This is a genomic window from Pseudokordiimonas caeni (genome assembly GCF_026719705.1).
GTDB classification, from domain to species: Bacteria; Pseudomonadota; Alphaproteobacteria; order Sphingomonadales; family Kordiimonadaceae; genus Gimibacter; species Gimibacter caeni.
In genome coordinates this window covers 170,864-183,570 of the sequence record NZ_JAPPRR010000003.1, presented here as the reverse complement: position 1 = coordinate 183,570, position 12,707 = coordinate 170,864, and the positions used below count along the sequence as shown (strand labels likewise).

Annotated in this window: 15 protein-coding genes; 10 read left to right on the top strand and 5 right to left on the bottom strand. The window is 61.4% G+C overall.

Going from position 1 to position 12,707, the window contains the following annotated elements:
* Window positions 1–4 precede the first annotated feature (4 nt).
* From OU694_RS14070 to OU694_RS14060, 3 genes are all read right to left on the bottom strand, one after another.
* The gene (locus OU694_RS14070; protein WP_308911647.1) at window positions 5–502 is read right to left on the bottom strand and encodes a glutathione peroxidase; all 498 of its coding nucleotides are present in this window, start codon (window positions 500–502) and stop codon (window positions 5–7) included.
* A gap of 128 nt (window positions 503–630) precedes the next feature.
* Window positions 631–1,029: an SRPBCC family protein gene (locus tag OU694_RS14065; RefSeq protein WP_308911646.1), complete on the bottom strand. Its 399-nt coding sequence runs from the start codon at window positions 1,027–1,029 to the stop codon at window positions 631–633.
* A 316-nt stretch (window positions 1,030–1,345) separates the two neighbouring features.
* On the bottom strand, window positions 1,346–1,786 hold the full coding sequence (locus tag OU694_RS14060; protein ID WP_308911803.1) for an Lrp/AsnC family transcriptional regulator: 441 nt from the start codon (window positions 1,784–1,786) through the stop codon (window positions 1,346–1,348).
* 159 nt (window positions 1,787–1,945) lie between these two features.
* Between OU694_RS14060 and OU694_RS14055 the strand changes: the two genes are divergently transcribed.
* From OU694_RS14055 to amaB, 3 genes are read left to right on the top strand one after another with little or no spacing between them, the layout of a single operon-like run.
* Window positions 1,946–3,040 (top strand): saccharopine dehydrogenase family protein, encoded by a 1,095-nt coding sequence (locus OU694_RS14055; RefSeq protein ID WP_308911645.1) that lies wholly within the window; start codon window positions 1,946–1,948, stop codon window positions 3,038–3,040.
* A 51-nt stretch (window positions 3,041–3,091) separates the two neighbouring features.
* Complete coding sequence (locus OU694_RS14050; RefSeq protein WP_308911644.1) at window positions 3,092–4,753, top strand: thiamine pyrophosphate-binding protein; 1,662 nt, start codon at window positions 3,092–3,094, stop codon at window positions 4,751–4,753.
* Between the two features lie 22 nt (window positions 4,754–4,775).
* Window positions 4,776–6,287: an L-piperidine-6-carboxylate dehydrogenase gene (amaB, locus tag OU694_RS14045; protein ID WP_308911643.1), complete on the top strand. Its 1,512-nt coding sequence runs from the start codon at window positions 4,776–4,778 to the stop codon at window positions 6,285–6,287.
* Between the two features lie 67 nt (window positions 6,288–6,354).
* Here amaB and OU694_RS14040 read toward each other — a convergent pair whose 3' ends face one another.
* Window positions 6,355–7,755, bottom strand: coding sequence for an MATE family efflux transporter (locus OU694_RS14040; RefSeq protein ID WP_308911642.1), 1,401 nt, complete (start codon window positions 7,753–7,755; stop codon window positions 6,355–6,357).
* Window positions 7,756–7,899: 144 nt separating this feature from the next.
* Here OU694_RS14040 and OU694_RS14035 point away from each other — a divergent pair, with 144 nt between their 5' ends.
* Window positions 7,900–8,424, top strand: coding sequence for a cupin domain-containing protein (locus tag OU694_RS14035; protein ID WP_308911641.1), 525 nt, complete (start codon window positions 7,900–7,902; stop codon window positions 8,422–8,424).
* Window positions 8,425–8,515: 91 nt separating this feature from the next.
* Here OU694_RS14035 and rpsU read toward each other — a convergent pair whose 3' ends face one another.
* Window positions 8,516–8,734 (bottom strand): 30S ribosomal protein S21, encoded by a 219-nt coding sequence (gene rpsU, locus OU694_RS14030; RefSeq protein WP_289503719.1) that lies wholly within the window; start codon window positions 8,732–8,734, stop codon window positions 8,516–8,518.
* 269 nt (window positions 8,735–9,003) lie between these two features.
* On the opposite strand from rpsU, the gene OU694_RS14025 reads away from it, so the two are divergent.
* The 6 genes from OU694_RS14025 to OU694_RS14000 all read left to right on the top strand — a co-directional run bounded on the left by OU694_RS14025 (window position 9,004) and on the right by OU694_RS14000 (window position 12,691).
* On the top strand, window positions 9,004–9,666 hold the full coding sequence (locus OU694_RS14025) for a COQ9 family protein (RefSeq protein ID WP_308911640.1): 663 nt from the start codon (window positions 9,004–9,006) through the stop codon (window positions 9,664–9,666).
* Complete coding sequence (locus OU694_RS14020) at window positions 9,663–10,628, top strand: tyrosine recombinase XerC (RefSeq protein ID WP_308911639.1); 966 nt, start codon at window positions 9,663–9,665, stop codon at window positions 10,626–10,628. The genes OU694_RS14025 and OU694_RS14020 overlap by 4 nt, the downstream gene beginning before the upstream one ends.
* 6 nt (window positions 10,629–10,634) lie before the next feature.
* Window positions 10,635–10,961, top strand: coding sequence for a hypothetical protein (locus tag OU694_RS14015; protein ID WP_308911638.1), 327 nt, complete (start codon window positions 10,635–10,637; stop codon window positions 10,959–10,961).
* 63 nt (window positions 10,962–11,024) lie between these two features.
* The gene (locus tag OU694_RS14010; protein WP_308911637.1) at window positions 11,025–11,609 is read left to right on the top strand and encodes a bifunctional transcriptional activator/DNA repair enzyme AdaA; all 585 of its coding nucleotides are present in this window, start codon (window positions 11,025–11,027) and stop codon (window positions 11,607–11,609) included.
* Entirely contained in the window at window positions 11,606–12,109 is a 504-nt protein-coding gene (locus OU694_RS14005) for a methylated-DNA--[protein]-cysteine S-methyltransferase (protein WP_308911636.1), read from the top strand. Before OU694_RS14010 ends, OU694_RS14005 begins: the two co-directional genes overlap by 4 nt.
* Before the next feature lie 87 nt (window positions 12,110–12,196).
* Window positions 12,197–12,691: a response regulator gene (locus OU694_RS14000; RefSeq protein WP_308911635.1), complete on the top strand. Its 495-nt coding sequence runs from the start codon at window positions 12,197–12,199 to the stop codon at window positions 12,689–12,691.
* Window positions 12,692–12,707 lie beyond the last annotated feature (16 nt).

Here is a 12,707-nt window from a genome sequence, read left to right as displayed (position 1 = left end):
GAGATCAGACCGGCGCGGTCACCTTCGCCAGTTCTTCCTCGATGCGGTCGGTGATCAGCTTGTTATCGGGCCCGACGATCGAGGGCCAGAAACCCGCAAGCTTGCCATCCGTGCCGATCAGATATTTGTGGAAGTTCCAGCGCGGCGGGGCATTCACACCGCCCTCGTCTGCCAGCCATTTGAAAAGGGGAATGGCGGCGTCCCCCACCACATGCGCCTTCGCCGCCATCGGAAAAGACACACCGTAATTCACCATGCAGAACTGGGCGATCTGATCGGCGAGTGCAAATTCCTGCTTGGCGAAATCGTCGGACGGCACACCGATCAGCGCGAGGCCCACCTTGCGGTACTTTTCATACAGCGCCTGCAGGCCTTCATACTGATTGGTGAAACGGCATTTGGAAGCGGTGTTGATCACCAGCACAGGCCGCCCGCGATAATCGGCAAGGCGGATCGGGGCAGCCCCGGTGAGCGGGGCCAAGGAAAACTGATAGGCACTCATAACATATTCCTTCTGGTTGCCTTGACTATCGGCCCCGACAGAAAAGCAGAAGGATGTGACCCAGTGAAACGAACAAAGCCGATGTCTCTGTTCGGTTTACCCATTTAAAATTTTAAGAAGGGCCGCCGCTATCCGGCGAGCTTGTCCAGTGTCTGCTGCATGATGCCCATGCCGGTCGCCATCACGGCATCCTGATGGGGTGCGGCGTCATCGGGCAGGAAGTCGACCGTCCAGGTGAGCCTCGTCCCGTCCGGTGTTTCAGACACCTGAACCACCGCATTATAATGCGTCATGTGGATCCCCTCGACCGACCAGACAAGCCGCCGTGCGTCGTCATCAAGGGTGATGATAGGTTCGCGCACCACCAGCCCGTTGGCGAAGGTAACGGTGCGGGCGCCGGGTTCGACGACTGTGTCGACAACAAAGCCGGGCACCAGCCGTGTATGCAGCGCGCCGACATCGCGCACCGCATCCCATACGGCCGCCGTGCTGGCCTTTGTCACGATTTCCTTTTTGATTGTCGCCATGTCGTTCCTCCCCCATCGGTGCGGGGAGAGTATCAGGAAGCCAACCTGAAAACCTCAGGAAAAGACGTTCCGGCAGGAGGCCGCCAGCCCGCCTGAACTGACGGGCTGGCGTGGCAATTGGTGCAAGATCAGCCCTTGGCAGCCTTCTTGGCGGCCTTGGCTGCTTTCTTCTCCTTGGGCGAAAGCAGCGGCTTCTTCTTCTCTTCCTTCTTGACGTCCTGTGATTTGGCCATGGCGTGTCTCCTTGATCAGCACTGGTGACACAATCATACCGCGCCACCCGAATCGCCGGAAGATGTGTCGGAACAAGGATTTCTTATCGTTCCACCTTGGTGGAAAGGATGACCGCCGATTGCGTGCGCTCCACCCCCTTCAGCCGCCCCAGCGCATCCAGCGCCTGATCGAGCGCGGCGGTCGTCTCCGCGCGGAGGATAGCGGCAAGGTCGAACTCGCCCGAGATCGTGTAAAGCGACAGCAGCTCTTTCAGCTTCTTCGCCTGCGCCACCACCTCGTCCTGCGCTTTCGGCACGATCTTCAGGAACACATGAGCGCGCACATCGCGTTCTGTCATCTGCTCGTTGAGCCGCACGGTGTAGCCCGCAATCACGCCGCGTCCTTCAAGGCGCGACAGCCTGTCCTGCACCGTGGAGCGCGACACGCCCATGCGGCGGGCAAGCTCGGACAGCGGTAGCCGGGCATCAGCTTTCAGCAGGTCGATCAGCGCGCGGTCGGTATCATCCAGCAAGTGGATCGGCATTTTCACGAAAACTCCGTTAAATCGCACAATAATATCGGTCGAATTGGGCAGCCTGTCCATTTATTTCGGCGGATTGGGCCCCTATCCTTAGGGGCGAAGGGTGGGGATCCGGACAGACCGTGCAACCTCGCCAGAAATCCGTATGGAGGGACATTCAAAATGAAAAACATTCTTCTCATGGGCGCCGGCAAGATCGGCGAGATGATTTCCACGATGCTCGCCATTTCGGGCGACTATCATGTGACCGTGGCTGACCGCGACGAAGCAGCCCTCGCCCGCATGCCGAAGCATGACGGCATCTCGACGCTGAAGCTCGATGCCACCGATGCAGCCGCCATGGACGCCGCCCTCAAAGGCAAGTTCGCCGTTCTCTCGGCCTGCCCCTATACCATGACGAAGATCATCGCACCCGCCGCCAAGAAGGCCGGCGTGCATTATCTCGACCTCACCGAAGACGTCGCCTCGACCCGCCTCGTGAAAGAGCTGGCCGAAGGTGCGAATTCGGCCTTCATCCCCCAGTGTGGACTGGCGCCGGGCTTCATCTCCATCGTCGCTTACGACATGGCGAAAAAGTTCGACAAACTGCGCAACGTTCACATGCGCGTTGGTGCGCTCCCCAAATATCCGTCCAACGCGCTCAAATATAACCTGACCTGGTCGACCGATGGCCTCATCAACGAATATTGCAATCCTTGCGAAGCCATCGTGAACGGCCGGCTCACGGAAGTGCCGCCGCTTGAAGAAGTCGAACATTTCTCGCTCGACGGCATGGAATACGAAGCCTTCAACACCTCGGGCGGCCTCGGCACGCTTTGCGAAACGCTTTCGGGCAAGGTTGACAACCTCAACTACCGCACCGTGCGTTACCCCGGCCACCGCGACATCCTGAAGCTGCTCCTTCAGGACCTGCGCCTCTCGGAGCGTCAGGACCTGATGAAAGACATTTTCGAGCATGCCCTGCCGATCACCCTGCAGGATGTGGTGCTGGTGTTCGTCACCGTCACCGGCATGAAAGACGGCCGCTTCACGCAGGAAACCTACGCGCACAAGGTTTACGCCAAGGATATCGGCGGCAAGCGTTTCTCGGCCATCCAGATCACCACGTCGGCCGGCATCTGCACCGTGCTTGACCTGCTCGCCCACGGCAAACTGCCGCAAAAAGGCTTCGTGCGTCAGGAAGACGTCAACTTCGACGATTTCATTGTAAACCGTTTCGGTTCGGCCTATGCACAAGCGGTCGAGGTGGGCGCCTGAGGCGCCCATCCACCACATTCAAAGCGACGCGAACTGGGGAACGGGGACGGTATGAGCGACGGGATGGTGACAGGCGGACAGGCGCTGATCGAAGCGCTGATTGCCAATGGTGCGGATCTGGCCTTCGGGGTGCCGGGCGAAAGTTATCTCGCCGCCCTCGATGCCATGCATGATGTGGGCGACAAGTTCCGCTTCATCACCACCCGGCACGAGGCCGGTGCCGCCAACATGGCGGAAGCCTACGGCAAGCTGACTGGCCGTCCCGGCATCTGTTTCGTCACCCGTGGCCCCGGTGCCACCCACGCCACCATCGGCCTTCACACCGCCTTCCAGGACAGCACGCCTATGATAATGCTGATCGGGCAGGTGGCGGCCGATCAGGTGGAACGCGAAGCCTTCCAGGAAATCGACTATCGCCGCTTCCTTTCGGAAGTGACCAAATGGACGGCCGAGATCAACGATGCCTCGCGCGTCGCCGAATATGTGGGCCGCGCCTTCCGCGTTGCCACCTCCGGCCGCCCCGGCCCGGTGGCGCTCGCGCTCCCCGAAGACATGCTGACGCATCTTGTGAAGGCGCAGCCTTCGGTGCCCTATACGCCCGCCAAGGCGCATCCGGGTGCTGCCGACATGGCGGAACTGAAGCGCCTTCTGGACGGCGCCAAGAAGCCGTTCCTGCTCTTGGGCGGTTCGGGCTGGACACAGGAAGCCGTCACCGAGATCGAAACCTTCGCGGCAGCCAACAACCTGCCGGTCAGCGTTTCTTTCCGCTGTCAGGACCGGTTCAATAACGATCACCCGAACTATGTGGGCGACATGGGTATCGGCGCGAACCCCGCGCTTGTGAAGCGCATGACCGACGCCGATGTGATCCTCTGCCTTGGCCCCCGCCTTGGCGAGATGACGACCGGCGGCTACACCCGCCTTTCAGTGCCGGTTCCGACGCAAACGCTCATTCATGTGCATCAGGGTGCCGAGGAACTCGGCCGCGTTTACCAGCCCGCCCTTGCGATCAACGCCACGCCGACGACGATTGCGCCCTTGCTTGCCAATATGAAGCTCGTGAATGCGGCTGACTGGGCAGCGGACACGAAGGAATGCCGCGCGTCTTACGAGAAGTGGCAGCAACCGACCGCGATCCCCGGCAATGTGCAACTTGCCGAGCTTTACCTGCATATGCGCGAAAAGCTCCCCGAGGATACGATCTACTGCAACGGCGCCGGCAACTATGCGATCTGGCTGCACCGGTTTAACCGCTGGCGCACCTTCCCCTCGCAGCTTGCCCCGACCTCGGGCGCGATGGGCTATGGCGTCCCTGCCGGGATCGCCGCCAAGATCATGTACCCGGAGCGCACGGTGATTGCGGCCGGCGGCGACGGCTGCTTCATGATGAGCGCCATGGAGCTTGCCACCGCCGCACGCTACAATGCGGCTGTCATATTCCTCGTGTTCAATAACGGGATGCTCGGCACCATCCGCATGCATCAGGAACGCGAATATCCGGGGCATGTCTCCGGCACCGGCCTCACGAACCCCGATTTCGTGAAGTTCGCCGAAAGCTTCGGCGCCCATGCCGCGCGTGTGGAAAGGACGGAGGATTTCGCCCCCGCCCTTGACGCCGCCATCGCATCGGGCAAGCCGGCGCTGATTGAAATCATGGTCGAGCAGGAAGCGATCACGCCGGTGGCGACGCTTTCCTCGCTTGGCAAACGCTGAAGTACAAGAACAGGAGTTTTCCATGCAGGCTCGCGTTAACGACCTTCTGAAAGAACTGGGCATCGATCCGGCCACCATGCATGGCGGCGACCTCGAGGTCTTTTCGCCCATCGACGGCAGCCTGATGGGCGCCGTGAAGACCGACCGCAAGGAACAGGTCGACGCCAAGATCGCTGCCGCCCACGAGGCTTACCTCAAGTGGCGCACCGTGCCGGCCCCGCGCCGGGGCGAGCTTGTTCGCCTGCTCGGTGAAGAGCTGCGCAAGCACAAGGATGCCCTTGGCGCCCTCGTCACTGCCGAGTGCGGCAAGATCCTCGAGGAAGGCAAAGGCGAAGTTCAGGAAATGATCGACATCTGCGATTTCGCAGTCGGCCTTTCCCGCCAGCTTTACGGCCTCACCATCGTGTCCGAGCGCCCGGGCCACCATATGCGTGAATACTGGCAGCCGATCGGCCCCGTCGGCATCATCTCGGCTTTCAACTTCCCGGTGGCCGTCTGGGCATGGAACGCCGCCCTCGCGCTTGTTTGCGGCGACAGCATCATCTGGAAGCCCAGCGAAAAGACCCCCATGGTCGCGCTCGTCTGCCAGGCGATCCTCGAATCCGCCATCAAGAAATTCGGCGCCGACGCCCCCGAAGGCCTGTCGTCGGTGATCATCGGCTTCGCCGACGTTGGCGAGCAGCTGGTGGACGACCACCGCGTGCCGCTCATCTCCGCCACCGGCTCCACCCGCATGGGCCGCGCCGTTGGCCCGCGTGTGGCTCAGCGCTTCGGCAAGTCGATCCTCGAGCTTGGCGGCAACAACGCCATCATCGTGGCACCGTCGGCCGATCTTAACCTCGCCATTCCCGGCATCGTGTTCGGCGCCGTTGGCACCTGCGGCCAGCGCTGCACCACCACGCGCCGCGTGATCGTGCATGAAAGCCTGAAGGACACGCTCGTCGAGAAGCTGAAGAAAGCCTATTCGGGCATCCGCCTTGGCGATCCGCTTGAAAAAGGCACGCTCGTTGGTCCGCTGATTGATGAAGCTGCCTTCAACGGCATGGAGCATGCCCTTGGCAAAGCCAAGGCCGAAGGCGGCAAGGTAACCGGCGGTGGCCGCGCGCTTGCCGACAAGTTCCCCGGCGGCTTCTATGTGAACCCGGCGATTGTCGAGATGCCGGCACAAACCGATGCCGTGAAGGAAGAAACCTTCGCGCCGATCCTTTACATCCTCACCTACAAGACGTTCGACGAAGCGATGGCGCTGCAGAACGGCGTACCGCAAGGCCTGTCGTCGGCAATCTTCACCACCGACATCCGCGAAGCCGAAGCCTTCGTCGCGACAAGCGGTTCGGATTGCGGTATCGCCAACGTCAATATCGGCACCTCGGGCGCTGAAATCGGCGGCGCCTTCGGCGGTGAAAAAGAAACCGGCGGTGGTCGCGAGAGCGGGTCGGATGCCTGGAAGGCCTATATGCGCCGCCAGACCTCGACCGTGAACTTCAGTCGCGAACTGCCGCTCGCCCAGGGCATCAAGTTCGACCTGAACTAAGCTCAGGTCAGACAGCGAGACATGAAAAGGCCGGCTCCCGATGGGGCCGGCCTTTGCTTTTGGATCGTCAGGCGGCTTCGGGTGTGTGCCGGAAGAGGCCAAAACGCGCCCCTGTGCGCTTGCCGATGCGGGTCAGCACGAAAATGGCGATCAGTGTCAGCGCTACATCGCCCACCGGCGACGATAGCCAGATGCCACGTTCACCGAGCGCGAAGGGCAGCAACAGAATGAGCGGCAGCGAGAAGAGATACGGCTTGGCGAGCCCCATGAAGGCCGCCATACGCGCATCCCCGAGCGCCTGGAAATAGCCGGACAGGATGAAGCACGGCCCAAAGATGAAGAAGGTGAGCATCATCAGCGGCATAATCCGGCCGACCTCGTTGATGACCGCAGCGTCCGACACAAAGATGCTGCCGATCCACGGCGCACCGGCGATCATCAGGCCTTCCATCAGCGCGCAGTAGCCGAGTGCGGAGGCGAGCGCCACGCGCAGTGCCCCGTCCGAGCGGTCATAACGTTCCGCCCCGAAATTGTTGCCGACAATGGCTTGCGCCGCCATCGAAAGCCCCAGAAGCGGCAGGAAGGTGAAGCCCGAGATACGGGTGATCACCCCGTAGGCCGCGACACTGGTGCCGTAGCCATCCCCCGCCCAGCCCTGCAGCGCGAAGATGACAAGGCCGGAAACAAGGCTGACGCCAAGGAAGCTGAGGGACGGCGGCAGGCCGAGCGTCAGGATCCGCTTCCACAGGCCAAACACATCCCCGTGCGGCACCGCAATGAAGGGCAGCTTCATGTTGCCGCGCTTGCGCAGAATATAAACGAGCACAAAGGCCACACCCTGCGCCATCAGCGTGCCGATGGCCGAACCGAAGACGCCCATCTGCAACTGCACGATCAGGATATAGTTGAAGACGCCATTGAGGAACGTGGCCGCCACGGCGATCAGCGTGGTCGCGCCGACCTTACCCTCCGCCCGAAGCGCATCCCAGTGCACACCCACGAAGAAGTTGAGCACAGCGCCCACAACAAGCGGCCCGATATAATCCATGCTGAGCCCGGCAAGTGCAGCATCGCCCGCTGCCATGGCAAGGATCAGCCCCTTGCCAACCGTGAAATAGAGAAGGTTCAGAAGGAGCCAGATAACGACGGTGAGAAGCTGTGCGGCCCCGAATGTATCGCGCGCACCTGCCACATCGCCGGCACCGAGCCGCCGCGCCACGATCGAAACCATGCCGCCACCCACAAGGTTGCCAAGGGCCACGAAGAACATGAAGACAGGGAACATGAGCGTGACAGCCGACAGCGCCTCCGGCCCCACAAAGTGACCGATGAAGGCGGCGTCCACCACGGTGTAAAGCCCGTTGATCATCATCACGAGGATCATCGGCAACGCGGTTTTCACATAAAGCCGCGACAGCGACCCCTCAAGATATGGATTGGCAGCCTGCTGCTGCGCTTGGTCTGACATGATATCCTCGCCTGTTTTATTTTTACCCGGATAAATAAGGTCATCGCTGACCGATAGTCAAGCATGGATCGCAAATGCCCAGAAGTGTTTTGACGTCGCTTCCCGGCGGGCATAGCTTCTCACCCGACGACAGGGAGACATATAATGACCAATCCAATCCTCAATATTGAAGACATCGCCTTTTCCGACTTCGGCCACGGCCACGAAGAACCCGGTATGGGCAAAGCGAACGAGAAGTATGCCGCCCGCCTCGGCAGCGTCAGCACAATGATCGGCGCACGCGACCTTGGCTACAATGTCTGTATCATCAAACCGAAGTCGGCGGCCTTCCCTTTCCATGCCCACGCGGCAATCGAGGAAATGTTCTTCATCCTTGAAGGCGTCGGCGAACTGCGCCTCGGCGACAAACGCTATCCGGTGCGCAAGGGTGATTTCATCGCCTGCCCTACCGGCGACAAGGAAACCGCCCACCAGATTTCAAACACATCCGAAACGGACAATCTGACCATGATTGCCGTCAGCACCATGCGCTATCCGGAAGTTTGCCAGTATCCTGACAGCGGCAAGGTGCTCACCATCGCCCGGTTCGAAACGCCGGAAGGCGAGCGGAAGGTGCTGCGCCGGATGGTGATGGAAGACACGAATGTGGGTTACTGGGAGGGGGAGTGACACCCCCACAAAGGCGAAGCCCGCCGCCGATTGCTCGGCCGCGGGCTTCAGGTTCTAACGCTTGACCGGACGAACCGGCTGTAGCGAGTGATCAGCGATTATGGCTCATGATGCCATCGCGTTCCATACGCTTGCGCTCCAATTTACGGGCGCGGCGGACGGCGGCGGCTTGTTCACGTGCCTTCTTCTCCGAGGGTTTCTCGTAGAAACGGCGCATTTTCATCTCGCGATAAACGCCTTCACGCTGAAGTTTTTTCTTCAGAGCGCGAAGCGCCTGGTCAACGTTGTTATCCCGAACGACAACCTGCATAGGTTGCTCACCCCTTTCTAATGGTTAGATTGACCGGCGACTAGTCGGGCGCACACCGGTCGTACCGAAGGCGCCCATATAACAAAACCCGCCAAGTCACACAAGGTTTTTCACACGAAAGAACCGTCCCCGCCAAAAGGCCGGCCAGCTTCCCCCGCGTTCATGACTGCATCATAGCAAAGCCTGGACGTCCTTGCAATGGCGCGGCCTTTCCTCGGCCACAGGTGCGTGTTAGGAATAGAGACTGACTTTTTGCGAGGATGATCCCCATGGCCAAAGCCGACCTCACGCCCGAAGAAATGCGCAAGCCCCTTCTTGACGCCATGCTGGCCCATGTGCCCTTCGATGGCTGGAGCGACAAGGCGCTGAAGGCCGCAGCTGAGGACACTGGCGTATCGGCAGGCATCGCCGAACTCGCCTTCCCGCGCGGCGCCATCGAAGCGCTTGAGATGCATCTGGCGGACGCCGACGCCCGCATGGCAGCTGCCATTGCCGGGCTTGACCTCCCCGCGATGAAAATCCGTGACCGGGTCACCGCCGCCATCCGCATCCGGCTGGATCAGGCGGAAGGCCACCGCGAGGCCGTGCGCCGCGGTCTTGCCACCCTTGCCCTGCCCGCCCACGCCGGCCTCGGCGCCAAGGCGCTGTGGAACACCGCCGACACCATCTGGCGGTCGCTTGGCGACACCTCGACCGATCACAACTGGTACACCAAGCGGATGACGCTTTCGGCCGTTTACTCCGCTGTTCTTCTTTACTGGCTGTCGGACGAATCGGAAGGCTATGCCGACACCCATGCGTTCCTTGATCGCCGGATCGAGGACGTGATGAAGATCGAAAAAGCCAAATGGGAATTCCGCAAGGCGAAGGAAAACATGCCCTCCATCGCCCGCTTCCTCGGGCGGCTGCGCTATCCCGGGCGGGCAGCGTGAGCGATAGCGCCGCGCCTGAAGACTTTGTCGGCGCCCCGGCCCTTGCCTCATTGGACGACAACCTTGCCGCTGCCGTGCTGCGCTGGCGGCGCTACCTGACCAGCGAAAAGCGCATGTCGCCCCACACGATTGCCGCCTATGGCCGCGACATGGGCGATTTCCTGACCTTCATGAGCGGCTACAAGGGCGGGATGCTGGGCCTCGCCACGCTGGCGGGCCTCCATGTACGCGAGTTTCGCGCCTTTCTGGCGGCCCGCCGGGGCGACGGGCTGTCCTCACGCAGCATGGCCCGCACCCTTTCCGCCATCCGTAATTTCTACCGCTATCTGGACCGCGCCGAAGGCGTGCATTCGGATGCCATATCGGCCATCGAAGCACCGAAGCTGCCGCACCGGGTGCCCCGCCCCTTAAGCGAAGCCGACGCACGCCGCGCGCTTGAAACGGTCGCCGAGATGGAAGACGAGCCCTGGGTGGCGGCACGGGATGCGGCGGTCCTCACGCTTCTCTATGGCTGCGGCTTGCGCATCGCCGAAGCCTTGTCGCTGACCCCGCGCGATATCCCGGAAGGCGATACGATGCGGGTCACCGGCAAGCGCAGCAAGGAACGGATCGTGCCGCTGTTGCCTGCCGTGCGCGAAGCCATCAACGATTATATGAAAGCCTGCCCCTACAGCCTCGGCGCCGACGAGCCGCTGTTCAGGGCCAAGCGTGGCGGGCCGCTGTCGCCGCGGGCCATCCAGGCCGCCATGCAGCGCATGCGGGCAGCGCTCGGCCTGCCGGACAGCGCGACACCCCATGCATTGCGGCACAGTTTCGCTACCCACCTGCTGTCGCGCGGCGGCGACCTGCGCACCATTCAGGAACTACTGGGCCACGCCGATCTTGCAAGCACACAAGTTTATACAGAGGTGGACGGCGCCCGGCTTGAGGCCGTATATGCGGAAGCCTTCCGGAGACGCTGAAAGACCATGACACCCCATCACGACCCACGCATCGAAGCGCTTCGCGGCTATGGCCTCACCGCCCTCTATGCCTCGCTCGGCCTTTTGGCCCTTATGCTGGTCTTCGCCGCCTTCCGCCTGTGGCCGGCCGCCCACAGCGCCGACGCCAATATCGAAGTGATCGTGCTGGTGCTGGCGGGCGGGGCGACAGCGCTCGCGTCCGGCCGCACCACGATCCTTTACTGGCGAGGCCTGCGCGCCAAGCCGCCGGCCTGCCCGCCCCTGAAGCTCGCGCCCTTTTACCTGATGGCCTTCACCCTGCTGATCGCCAGCGTCTATTTCACGGGCTTCTGAGCTTCCCGACAGAAGTCCGAAAATCGCGAGTGATGATGGCCGACTTCCGCTATCATCCCGCCCATGACCGAAGACCGACATATTCTTTATGAAGCCCTGCTGCACCGTGACGAACGGTATGACGGCAAGCTCTTCTTCGCGGTGACGACGACCGGCATCTATTGCAGGCCGATCTGCCCGGCACCCAAGCCAAAGCCGCAAAATGTGCTGTATTTCGCAAGTGCCGAGGACGCACAGGGAGCCGGCTTCCGCGCCTGCAAGCGCTGCCGCCCTGAAACCCGTCCCGGCAGTCCGGCATGGGAAGGCAGCAAGACAACGGTCGTGCGCGCGCTGCGCCTGATGGCCACGGGCGACGCCCCCGAAACGCTCGCTGAACTTGCCGACAAGCTCGGTGTCACGGACCGGCACCTGCGGCGACTTTTCGCGACCCACGGTGAGGAAAGCCCGGTGAAGAAGGCACAGGAAAACCGCCTGTCGCTTGCCCGCGTGCTGCTGGCCACCAGCGACGCGCCGATCGCGGATGTGGCCTTCTCGGCCGGATACAAAAGCCTGCGCCGGTTCAACGAAGCCTTCAAGGCGAGCGAGGGCATCAGCCCCACCGCCTGGCGCAGCAAACAGACGAACCAGAAAAAGGATCCCGGGTCATGACAGCCCTTGAACGTACTTTTATCGAAAGCCCTATCGGCAACATCACGCTGGTGCTGGAGGATGGCAAAATCGTCATCTGTGAATTCAGCGACCGCGACACCCGTGTCGTCCGCCAGCTTGCAAAGCGCTATCCCGGCAGGCCGGTTGTCGAAATCGATGCCCCTGCGCCTGTGAAGACTGCCTTCGACGCCTATTTCAAAGGCGACCGTAACGCACTCGACATCCTGCCGAGCGCACCGAAGGGCACGCCCTTTCAGGAACAGGTCTGGGCAACGCTCAAGCGCATTCCTGCGGGCGAGGTCTGGAGTTATGCCGATCTCGCGGACGCAGTTGGATCACACCCCCGCGCGGTTGGCGGTGCGAATGGCGCCAATCCCTGTGCGCTCCTTCATCCCTGTCACCGGGTGATCGGCGCGGATGGCAACCTCACCGGCTATGCTGGCGGCCTGGAGCGCAAGGCATGGCTACTCGCGCATGAGGAGTATCAAATAAAGGCCTGACTCTCCGTGCTTGCATCAAGACTTGTTCCTGTTTAGGAATCCAGATAGCCAAGTGTATGAGTAACAGGATGGGGACGGCCCTTGTCCATGCGACAGTATCTAGTAGGGAAAAGCGCCCTTATCGCTTTCAGCAATCGTCAACTTGCCAAACTTGTGCGGGATTTCCTGCGGTCAAACGGTGTTGAATATTGCGCCATAGCCGAAACATCACAAGCTGCGGTTAGCCTAACCGAGGCCCGACCGGTCGACCTTTTCTTCGTCGACTATGATCTTGAACCGATTGGTGGAATCTTCTTCGTAAAATTTCTGCGGATGCAGCCGACCGCCGTGGCGGAGGCCCCTTGCGTGATGGTGATCCCCTCCCCTTCGAAGGAAAAAGTGTGGGAAGCGCGCGATGCTGGCGTCAACGAAATCCTCGGCCTGCCGCTTACGGCCGAACTTCTGAAAAGCCGACTGAGCAAGATATATACAGAGCCACGCCCTTTCATCCGGGCATCCACCTATATCGGGCCGTGCCGGCGGATTCGGCAGGTGCAGATATATCACGGGCAGGAAAGACGGAAGCAGAAGGGCGGCAAGTAGCTCCCCGCATCTGCCG

Bases quoted from the DNA above. Each gene is read 5' to 3' on its own strand.
- OU694_RS14070 (WP_308911647.1), bottom strand. From the start codon at position 502: ATGAGTGCCTATCAGTTTTCCTTGGCCCCGCTCACCGGGGCTGCCCCG.
- OU694_RS14065 (WP_308911646.1), bottom strand. From the start codon at position 1,029: ATGGCGACAATCAAAAAGGAAATCGTGACAAAGGCCAGCACGGCGGCC.
- OU694_RS14060 (WP_308911803.1), bottom strand. From the start codon at position 1,786: ATGCCGATCCACTTGCTGGATGATACCGACCGCGCGCTGATCGACCTG.
- OU694_RS14055 (WP_308911645.1), top strand. From the start codon at position 1,946: ATGAAAAACATTCTTCTCATGGGCGCCGGCAAGATCGGCGAGATGATT.
- OU694_RS14050 (WP_308911644.1), top strand. From the start codon at position 3,092: ATGAGCGACGGGATGGTGACAGGCGGACAGGCGCTGATCGAAGCGCTG.
- amaB (WP_308911643.1), top strand. From the start codon at position 4,776: ATGCAGGCTCGCGTTAACGACCTTCTGAAAGAACTGGGCATCGATCCG.
- OU694_RS14040 (WP_308911642.1), bottom strand. From the start codon at position 7,755: ATGTCAGACCAAGCGCAGCAGCAGGCTGCCAATCCATATCTTGAGGGG.
- OU694_RS14035 (WP_308911641.1), top strand. From the start codon at position 7,900: ATGACCAATCCAATCCTCAATATTGAAGACATCGCCTTTTCCGACTTC.
- rpsU (WP_289503719.1), bottom strand. From the start codon at position 8,734: ATGCAGGTTGTCGTTCGGGATAACAACGTTGACCAGGCGCTTCGCGCT.
- OU694_RS14025 (WP_308911640.1), top strand. From the start codon at position 9,004: ATGGCCAAAGCCGACCTCACGCCCGAAGAAATGCGCAAGCCCCTTCTT.
- OU694_RS14015 (WP_308911638.1), top strand. From the start codon at position 10,635: ATGACACCCCATCACGACCCACGCATCGAAGCGCTTCGCGGCTATGGC.
- OU694_RS14010 (WP_308911637.1), top strand. From the start codon at position 11,025: ATGACCGAAGACCGACATATTCTTTATGAAGCCCTGCTGCACCGTGAC.
- OU694_RS14005 (WP_308911636.1), top strand. From the start codon at position 11,606: ATGACAGCCCTTGAACGTACTTTTATCGAAAGCCCTATCGGCAACATC.
- OU694_RS14000 (WP_308911635.1), top strand. From the start codon at position 12,197: ATGCGACAGTATCTAGTAGGGAAAAGCGCCCTTATCGCTTTCAGCAAT.